This is a genomic window from Paenibacillus ihuae, assembly GCF_001368795.1.
GTDB classification, from domain to species: Bacteria; Bacillota; Bacilli; order Paenibacillales; family Paenibacillaceae; genus Paenibacillus_AQ; species Paenibacillus_AQ ihuae.
Map to the genome: position 1 here is coordinate 2,046,339 of NZ_LN831198.1, position 8,294 is coordinate 2,054,632.

Here is an 8,294-nt window from a genome sequence, read left to right on the forward strand (position 1 = left end):
GCTGATCTTGGAGCAGGGTGGTTCGAAGGGCTGTCGATGCGCGGACATTACGGTCTCCTGTCGCGAATGAGTCTGTGGGAGCAGCTTAACGACTATATCAATGCGCTCGATGATGATGAATTCAAGCGGGCGCTGGTCTTCCTGCGCCGTGCATTCAGCACCTTCTCGCCGCGCGAGAAGACAATGATATCCGAGCTGCTGGGCGAGCTGTGGGGTGTGAACAAAGAACAGGCTGCAGAGATTCTCACCGGCGAGCTGAAGGAGGAAGAAGCCAAAATGCTGGAGGAGCTGAATGATTTTGACTTCGGGGACTTTTAGATGACGAATGAACATAAGCAGGAGAATACCCTGTCCCGCTGGCGGCTGATTCTCGGCCAGGAAGCGGAGGCTGCACTGTCCGGCTACGGTGAAGGCGGACAGCTGATGCTGACGGAAGAGGAGAAGGTAATGGATGCGGCGCTTGCCGCTATTTATGACGAGACAGGAACGGGCAATGCCTCGGGAACGGCCGCCGGCAGCGCCAAGGGCAAGGGCTCAAGCACCGGGCATGGTGCACTGCATCTGTCCAAATGGCTGGGGGATGTGCGCAGCTTTTTCCCGGAGGATGTGGTATCGATCATCCAGAGCGATGCCATGGAGCGCCGGGGCTGGAAGCAGCTGCTGTTTGAGCCGGAGCTGCTGGCTGCAGTCAAACCGGATATTCAGCTCGTTGGAACGCTGCTCTCGCTTAAGGGCAAAATTCCGGAGAAGACCAAGGATACCGCGAGAATGCTCGTTCAGGCGCTGGTAGACGATCTGGTCAAGCTGCTGGAGACGGACATCCGGCGCGCAGTCACCGGAGCGCTAAACAAGCGGCAGCACTCACCGCTGCCATCGCTCAGCGGGCTGGACTGGAAGCTGACGATTCAGCGGAATCTGAAGCATTATGACCAGGAGCGTCGGATCATCATTCCCGAGCGTTTTTATTATTTTGACCGCGCCCGCCGCAGCAAGGAGTGGACGGTTATTGTCGATATCGACCAAAGCGGATCTATGGCCGATTCGATCATTTGGGCATCGGTCATCGGCTCGATCTTTGCCAGCATCCCTGCCCTCAATACCCGCGTGGTCGTGTTCGATACTGAAGTGGTGGATCTGACGGAGCAATGCGCCAATGATCCGGTCGATATGCTGTTCGGCATTCAGCTGGGCGGCGGAACCGACATCCATAAATCAGTGAAATACTGTGAGCAGTTTATTGAAGAGCCGAAGAAGACGCTGTTCATTATCGTTTCAGACCTGTATGAGAACGGGAACCAAGCCGGACTGGTGCGGCGGATGCGCGGGCTCCGGGAGTCCGGCGTTCGGACAATGACCTTACTGGCATTATCGGACTCAGGGAAGCCCTCCTATGATGAGCATCTGGCCAGGCAGCTAACGCGGGACGGAACGCCTTGTTTTGCCTGTACTCCGGCTCTGCTTCCGGCGCTTGTAGAAGGTGCGCTGAAGGGGCAGGATCTTGGAGAACTGGCGAAACGGCTCGGAACCGCATAGCTTTTGAGCTTGTGGAAAGCGGGGAATTATACAATAGGAAAGAGTTACTTTTCATTCACATATTGTGTAAGCTGCGTATATCATTTATAATCGGTTATTAAAAAGCACCTATCCATAGGAGCGGCTTGAAAGGAAATGAATTACTTATGTCAAGTAAGTTGAGAGCGGGTATTGTTGGCGGTACCGGTATGGTGGGTCAACGTTTTGTTGCACTCCTTGAGAATCATCCATGGTTTCAAGTGACCGCAATTGCTGCAAGCCGGAATTCGGCAGGCAAAACGTATGAAGAATCGGTGAAGGGCAGATGGAAGCTGTCCACACCTATGCCTGACGCGGTTAAGGGGATTATGGTTCAGGATGCTTCCAATGTTGAAGAAGTGGCTGCGGATGTGGATCTGATCTTCTGCGCTGTTGATATGAAGAAAGAAGAGATCAAGCTACTTGAAGAAGCTTATGCGAAGACCGGAACACCGGTTATTTCCAACAACTCGGCACACCGCTGGACTCCAGATGTTCCGATGGTTATTCCTGAGATCAATCCGGAGCATCTGGAAGTGATTGCCCAGCAGCGCAAACGCCTGGGTACAGAAACCGGATTTATCGCCGTGAAGCCGAACTGCTCGATTCAGAGCTACATGCCTGCACTAAATGCCCTGAATGAATTCAAGCCTTCCAAGGTCGTAGTAACGACTTACCAGGCGATTTCCGGGGCCGGCAAAACCTTTGGTGATTGGCCGGAGATGCTTGACAACGTCATTCCGTACATTGGCGGCGAAGAAGAGAAGAGCGAGCAAGAGCCGCTGCGGATCTGGGGCGAAGTGACCGATGCAGGTATCGTTAAAAGCGAGCAGCCGGTAATCACCAGCCAGTGTATCCGTGTACCGGTCGCTGACGGCCATTTGGCTGCGGTATTTGCCTCCTTTGAACAAAAACCGTCCAAGGAAGAAATTCTTGAACGCTGGAACAGCTTTAAAGGACGTCCTCAGGAACTGGGGCTTCCAAGCGCACCGAAACAATTCATCACCTATTTTGAGGAAGAGAACCGCCCGCAGACCAAGCTTGACCGCGACATCGAGAACGGAATGGGAGTTTCCGCAGGCAGACTGCGTGAAGATTCTCTGTATGATTACAAATTCGTCAGCCTGTCCCATAATACGGTACGCGGCGCAGCCGGCGGAGCTGTACTGATCGCTGAACTGCTGAAGGCGGAAGGTTATATCCAGCCGAAATAATAGAGCCTACCATGCAGCCTTCCGGATCTGTTCCGGGGGGCTGTTTGTGTATTTACCTGACATTCTGCCCATAGTAATGGTAAGATAGATTAAGTCTAACGAAAACTGAATACTGACGGAGTGATATTGTGGCAAAAAGTAAAGGCGGCGGCACAGGCAGAGGGACAGGCAGCAAGGGCTGGACCCGCTGGAATAAAACGGCGAAGCCGGTGAAGCCAAAAGGCGGACCCGCCGGCAGCCAAGGGGCAAAAGGTGCTGCCAAAAGCGGCAGCGGAGCAAAAACAGGCGGCAGTAAATAATCTGGCCTTGTGCCTATAGATGGGGTACATGCAGCATCTGATTTGTACGTTGAAATCAGGTGCTTTTGTATTTTCCAGCCGGAAGGAAAGAAACGATGAGAATTGACAAATACATGAGCAGGACAGGAATATACCCGCGCAGAGAGACCGGCAGGCTGATCCAAGCCGGCCGGATTACGATAAATGGTACAGTCTGCGAAAAGGGCGCCGAGGTAGTGGCAGGTGATCAAGTGGCTGTTGACGGCCAGCCCGTCAGCTTAAGCCAGGAAGAATTGGTCTACCTGGCACTGAACAAGCCCGTAGGGATTACGTGTACAGCAGCACGCGAAGTGGAAGGCAACATCGTTGATTATGTGAATTATCCTTCACGGATCTTTGCTGTGGGCCGGCTGGATAAACATTCGGAAGGCCTGATCCTCATGACGAATGATGGGGATATCGTAAACAAAATCATGCGTTCCGAGAACCATCAAGAGAAGGAATACCGCGTATCTGTCGACAAGCCGGTCACTCCCGAATTCCTGCAGGCGATGTCTGCCGGTGTACCCATTCTCGGAACAGTTACGAAACCCTGTGTTACTTACCCGGTTGACGATCAGGAATTCGGGATCATTCTGACCCAGGGACTTAACCTGCAAATCCGCCGGATGTGCAAAGAGCTGGGCCAAAGAGTGCTGCGCCTGGAACGGACCCGGATCATGAATATCACGCTGGATGGACTGGCACGCGGGGAGTGGCGGCATCTGACCCGGGAGGAGCTGGATGAGCTACTGGCTACACTGAACCGGCAAAAAGCCTAAGCGAAAACTTTTGGCTCAAACTGCTTGTCATACAAATCCTTATAGACGCCGCTTTGCTCCAGCAGTGCTTCATGCGTTCCTTCCTCAACAATTGCCCCGTCTTTAACGACGAGGATTTGATCTGCTGCCATGATAGTCGACAGCCGGTGGGCGATAACGATGCTAGTCTTGTTCCTCAACAGGACATGCATGGCTTGCTGAATGTAAAATTCTGAGACGGTGTCGAGTGAGGATGTGGCTTCATCCATAATAATAACGGGCGGATTCTTCAGCAGCACACGGGCGATTGAGATCCGCTGCTTTTCCCCTCCGGACAGCTTGATGCCGCGGTTTCCGACCACCGTATCATAACCTTCCGGCAGCCCCATAATAAAATCATGAATATATGCGGAGCGGCAGGCCTCGATGATCTCCGTTTCGCCGGCCTCAGGGCAGGCATAGAGCAGATTCTCCCTGATCGTGCCGTTGAACAAGTAGGTATCCTGAGTAACGAGTCCGATCTGGGAACGCAGCGACTCCAGTGTAAAGTCACGGATATTTCGTCCACCAATGGTAATCTTCCCCGAAGTGACCTCATACAGACGCGGAATCAGGTTCGTAATCGTTGTTTTCCCGGCTCCGCTGGGTCCGACGAGTGCCGTCAGCGTTCCCGCAGCCGCAGTGAAGCAGATATTCTGCAGAGCTGGTTTGTCCGGCTGATAGGCGAAACCCACATTCTCGAATCCAATGCTTTTCCCCGCGGCGCTGATCGGTACTGCTTGTGGTTCATCAACGATGAGCGGCTCCATATCAAAATAATCAAAGATTCGTTCAAACAAGGCCACCGAGCGCTTAATATCTACATACAGATTGGTCATCTGCATGACTGGTCCATACAGTCTGCCGAGCAGTGCGACGAATGTAATGATGGTACCTACGGAAAGCTCTCCCTGGATAAAAAGAAATCCGCCATACAGGTAGATCAGCATCGGACCGATACTCGTAAAGGTGGAGAGAACCATCATGAACCAGCGGCCGGCCATCGATTCCCGGATTTGCAGGGAGGTTGCCTCCGCATTGATGGCAGCGAAGCTTTTATATTCCGCATTCTCCTTGGTGAACAGCTTCATTAGCAGATACCCGCTGATGCTGAGTGTTTCCTGGATAACCTGATTCTGCTCTGACACCTTTTCCTGCGTCTGCTTGGCGAGCTTCCAGCGCACATTGCCCATTTTGCGGGTAGGGATAATGAACAGGGGGACAACCAGAATACCAAGCAGAGCCAGCTTCCAGTTCATGATAAACAGGGCGGCTGACGTCGATACGAGGATAAACAGATTGCTGGCAAAATTGACAATCGTGCTGTTGAATACGCCTTGGACCCCGGAGATGTCACTTGTCATTCTCGTGATGACTTCCCCTTGCTTGACTCCCGAGAAGAACTGCAGTGGCATCCGCTGAAGATGGCGGTACATTTGATTTTTCATATCATGGACGATGTTTTGGGAGATAAAGGAGTTCAGATAATTCTGCAATACGCCGAGCAGTCCGGAAATCACCGTGGTTCCTAGCGAAGCGAGCACCAGGAATACGAGCAGCCGCAGATTTTTGTCCGGCAGCGCCACGTCGATAATCTGCTGAATCAGGATAGGCGGCAGCAGTCCCAGAACCGCTGACACAATCAGCACAAGCATTACAACCAGCGTCTGCTTCCAGTAGGGTGCAAAATATTTAGATATACGGAGCAGCAGCGCCTTGGAAATATTCGGTTTCTGTTCGTCATCGTCAAATTTTAGTTTCCCGTGCCCCGGCCCACCGCCGAAACCACTGCCGGGACCAAATCCCCTAGACATTACTCATCACCAGCTTTGTTTGGATTTAACATTCTTTGTCTTGCACCTGCATTAAACGGGCGAGCAGCTGTTTGTTCATGCGCAGCAGGGACTGAATGTCTTCCTCCGGAAACTGTTCCAGCGAAGAACTCAGCATTTTGTAGGAAAAAGCTTCTTCGTTATACCGCCTGCACAGCGCTTCTCCCTCGGAGGTAATGAACAGCTTCGTTTCTCTGCGATCCTGCTCTGAGGTTATCCGGGATACTAAGCCTTTCTCGGCAAGTGAATCGATATGGAGGCTGACTCTGCTTTTGGCAAAAACAAGCCGTTCCGTGACCTCTTTCTGTGTCTGTCCCGGATTCTCATGAATGGAGTTCAGGACGCCGATCTGATGTACGGTCAACCCGAGACTGGCTGCACTCTGATGGGCAAGCCGTTTGAGCTGGCGGGCCACTTTGAAGTAAGAATGATAGAGCTCAATCGTGTGTTCCGGATCAATCATCGATAACCCTGCCCCTCTGAATATAGTTATGCTTGTAAACCGTTAACAATGTAAACTGATTTTACTCCTGTACGCCGGGAAAGTAAATGCTATAATTTAACAACCGAAACAATGGAGGGTATGAACGATGTACATAGACAGTCTGGATTTTCAAAGGAACGGGTTACGTTATATCATCAGGTCAGCGGCCGAGCAGGATGCTGCGGAGTTATCCGGGTTAAGATGGCAGATTGACGGAGAGACGGAGAATTTAGAGCGGCGGCAGGGTGAGGGAGTCATTGATGCGCAGGGGTTTGCCGGGATGATCCGGGAAGACACGGACGCTAACCGAAATTTGTTTTTGGTTGCCGAGGTGCAAGGGAGGCTGGTCGGATTCGCCAGATGCGAAGGACAAACCTTGTCCAGAAATGCCCACAAAGTTGAATTTGGCATATGCATCCTGCAGGAGTTCTGGGGGTATGGGATCGGATACAGCCTGCTGCAGCAAGCGACTTCCTGGGCGGATGCGAACGGAGTTGTAAAAATGTCTTTAACAGTTCTGGAGACGAACCGGCCGGCGATCTCGCTGTACCGCAAATTTGGTTTCGAAACTGAAGGTATACTTAAAAAAGACAAGCTGTTGGCGGACGGTACATACTACAGTACGCTTATGATGGGCAGATTTAATTAAACAGAACGGGTGCCGTCTCCTGAAGGAGGGGCACCCGTTCTTTGTAATTGAAATATTGCCGGTTATATTAAGGTGGCATCCAGCAATTGCTGTGCTGCTGCGCGGATGTCCCCGGCTGCGGCAATTGCAGAGATCACTGAGACTCCGTCAGCACCAGCCTGGATGACCGGAGGGACATTACCCGCTGTGATGCCGCCAATCCCGACCAGCGGGATGGTAAGACCGTTGCGCCGCAATTGCTCAATCACCTGAGTACCCTGCACAGCCTGTGCATCGTCTTTGGAGGAGGTGGGATAGACCGGACCGATTCCCAGATAGTCCGCTCCGTCCGCAATAGCCTGCTGCGCCTCGGCCAGACTGTGGGCCGATACGCCGACGATTTTATGGGCTCCGAGCCTTTGACGGATCGAGCCAGCCGGTTCATCCTCCTGGCCGACATGAACCCCGTCGGCATCAAGCGCAATAGCCAGCTCTACATCATCGTTCACGATGAAGGGGATTCCGTGTTCACGGCAAATGGCCTGGAGCTGCCTGGCCAGATCGTAAGCCGCGTTACTGCGCAGCGCACCAGGACCCTTTTCACGAAACTGAAATATTGTAATTCCTCCGGCAATTGCCTGGGTCAGTGTCTCTTCAGGGGTCAGGCGGCAGTTAACGCTGCCCATGATAAAATACAGCTTCAGCATCCGCCGCATATCCTCGGCACTGATCTGCTTCATGGCAGCATCCCCCTGTGTCTGTTCCCGTAGGCAAAATGGTTGGTCGGCCCGTGACCGGCTCCGATCCCCAGGCTACCCTCAATCGCAGCCTGGATGAAGGCCTTCGCCGTTGAAATGGCCTCCGTTACCGTATTCCCTTTGGCAAGTCCGGCTGCGATTGCCGCTGAGTAGGTGCAGCCTGTCCCATGGGTATGCCGGGTTGCAATCCGCGGGCTGTCCATGTATATGAACTCCTGCCCGTCATAGAGCAGATCAAGCACTCCGGACGTCCCGTCATCATGGCCGCCTTTTAGGACCACATACTGCGGGCCCATTGCATGAAGGAGCTGTGCAGCTCTTTCACGGTCCGGGAGCCCCGAGATAGTTATCCCCGTTAAGATTTCCGCTTCCGGAATATTGGGGGTGACAACAAGGGCAAGCGGGAGCAGCTCTGTAATCAGCGCTTGTACAGCTTCCTGCTGCAGCAGTGAGGAGCCCCCTTTGGCGACCATCACGGGATCAACGACCAGTGAGTTCCAGCCATATTGCCTGATCTTTCCGGCCACGATCCGGATAATTTCACTGCTGAACAGCATGCCGGTTTTTACAGCATCCGGCTGCAGATCGGCCCCGATCGAATCCAGCTGGGCGGTAACGGCATCAGATTCCAGCGGATAGAGCGCCTGAACGCCGAGCGTATTCTGTGCAGTCACAGCCGTAAGCCGCCGACATCGCCATATACCGCCCAG

General features: G+C 53.0%; 10 protein-coding genes. 6 read left to right on the forward strand and 4 right to left on the reverse strand.

The features are described 5' to 3' along the window. The 5 genes from AQR02_RS33865 to AQR02_RS09195 all read left to right on the forward strand — a co-directional run. The coding region (locus AQR02_RS33865) for a DUF5682 family protein (RefSeq protein ID WP_245237247.1) at nt 1-318 on the forward strand (318 nt) is incomplete at its 5' end. Continuing rightward, nucleotides 319-1,533: a VWA domain-containing protein gene (locus tag AQR02_RS09185; RefSeq protein ID WP_054940308.1), complete on the forward strand. Its 1,215-nt coding sequence runs from the start codon at nt 319-321 to the stop codon at nt 1,531-1,533. Nucleotides 1,534-1,679: 146 nt separating this feature from the next. After that, the gene (gene asd, locus AQR02_RS09190) at nt 1,680-2,765 is read left to right on the forward strand and encodes an aspartate-semialdehyde dehydrogenase (RefSeq protein ID WP_054940309.1); all 1,086 of its coding nucleotides are present in this window, start codon (nt 1,680-1,682) and stop codon (nt 2,763-2,765) included. Nucleotides 2,766-2,890: 125 nt separating this feature from the next. After that, complete coding sequence (locus tag AQR02_RS31180; protein WP_082451748.1) at nt 2,891-3,064, forward strand: DUF3934 family protein; 174 nt, start codon at nt 2,891-2,893, stop codon at nt 3,062-3,064. Between the two features lie 95 nt (nt 3,065-3,159). Beyond that, nucleotides 3,160-3,864, forward strand: coding sequence for a pseudouridine synthase (locus AQR02_RS09195; protein WP_054940310.1), 705 nt, complete (start codon nt 3,160-3,162; stop codon nt 3,862-3,864). Here the strand turns inward: AQR02_RS09195 and AQR02_RS09200 are convergent. Together AQR02_RS09200 and AQR02_RS09205 are read right to left on the reverse strand one after the other, a co-directional pair. Beyond that, complete coding sequence (locus AQR02_RS09200; protein WP_054940311.1) at nt 3,861-5,696, reverse strand: ABC transporter ATP-binding protein; 1,836 nt, start codon at nt 5,694-5,696, stop codon at nt 3,861-3,863. The two genes, AQR02_RS09195 and AQR02_RS09200, sit on opposite strands and share 4 nt — an antisense overlap. Before the next feature lie 25 nt (nt 5,697-5,721). Beyond that, a complete protein-coding gene (locus tag AQR02_RS09205) occupies nt 5,722-6,177 on the reverse strand; it encodes a MarR family winged helix-turn-helix transcriptional regulator (protein WP_054940312.1) in 456 nt (151 codons plus the stop codon). A 127-nt stretch (nt 6,178-6,304) separates the two neighbouring features. Between AQR02_RS09205 and AQR02_RS09210 the strand changes: the two genes are divergently transcribed. Continuing rightward, a complete protein-coding gene (locus tag AQR02_RS09210; RefSeq protein ID WP_054940313.1) occupies nt 6,305-6,847 on the forward strand; it encodes a GNAT family N-acetyltransferase in 543 nt (180 codons plus the stop codon). A gap of 62 nt (nt 6,848-6,909) precedes the next feature. On the opposite strand, the gene thiE is transcribed toward AQR02_RS09210, so the two are convergent. Next, on the reverse strand, nt 6,910-7,566 hold the full coding sequence (gene thiE, locus AQR02_RS09215) for a thiamine phosphate synthase (protein ID WP_054940314.1): 657 nt from the start codon (nt 7,564-7,566) through the stop codon (nt 6,910-6,912). After that, the coding region (thiD, locus tag AQR02_RS09220) for a bifunctional hydroxymethylpyrimidine kinase/phosphomethylpyrimidine kinase (RefSeq protein WP_245237249.1) at nt 7,563-8,294 on the reverse strand (732 nt) is incomplete at its 5' end. The genes thiE and thiD, both read right to left, overlap by 4 nt.

Coding starts and splice junctions, on each gene's coding strand:
- AQR02_RS09185 (WP_054940308.1), top strand. CDS start 319: ATGACGAATGAACATAAGCAGGAGAATACCCTGTCCCGCTGGCGGCTG.
- asd (WP_054940309.1), top strand. CDS start 1,680: ATGTCAAGTAAGTTGAGAGCGGGTATTGTTGGCGGTACCGGTATGGTG.
- AQR02_RS09195 (WP_054940310.1), top strand. CDS start 3,160: ATGAGAATTGACAAATACATGAGCAGGACAGGAATATACCCGCGCAGA.
- AQR02_RS09200 (WP_054940311.1), bottom strand. CDS start 5,696: ATGTCTAGGGGATTTGGTCCCGGCAGTGGTTTCGGCGGTGGGCCGGGG.
- AQR02_RS09205 (WP_054940312.1), bottom strand. CDS start 6,177: ATGATTGATCCGGAACACACGATTGAGCTCTATCATTCTTACTTCAAA.
- AQR02_RS09210 (WP_054940313.1), top strand. CDS start 6,305: ATGTACATAGACAGTCTGGATTTTCAAAGGAACGGGTTACGTTATATC.
- thiE (WP_054940314.1), bottom strand. CDS start 7,566: ATGAAGCAGATCAGTGCCGAGGATATGCGGCGGATGCTGAAGCTGTAT.